Consider the following 244-nt stretch of genomic DNA (forward strand, 5'->3'; position numbering starts at 1 on the left):
CGAGCGCGGGAAAATAACCGGCGCGAATGAAATGACCGTCGCGGGTGAGGCTGGGCAGGTTATCGGTCAGCGCGTCGGTGAGGGTTTGCTGGAAAGCCGATAATTCCGGCGATGTCGCCAGCGGCCGCGCCAGCAGGGCCAGCGTGTTATGATGCGGCTTGCTCAAGATTTCGGCGCGGATTATTTCGGCGGCGTTCAGCCCGTCGCGCAGCACGCCGAGATCGCGCGGGCCGCCCCGGTTCAT

At 64.8% G+C, this 244-nt stretch carries 1 protein-coding gene; it reads right to left on the minus strand.

Translation table 11 applies throughout. The features are described 5' to 3' along the window. Nucleotides 1–244, minus strand: a 244-nt coding sequence (locus KVT31_RS29865) for a hypothetical protein (protein WP_217613761.1), incomplete at both ends; no start/stop codon positions are given.

This window comes from Bacillus sp. GbtcB14, assembly GCF_019091205.1.
Classification (GTDB): Bacteria; Bacillota; Bacilli; order Bacillales; family Bacillaceae_G; genus Bacillus_A; species Bacillus_A cereus_AG.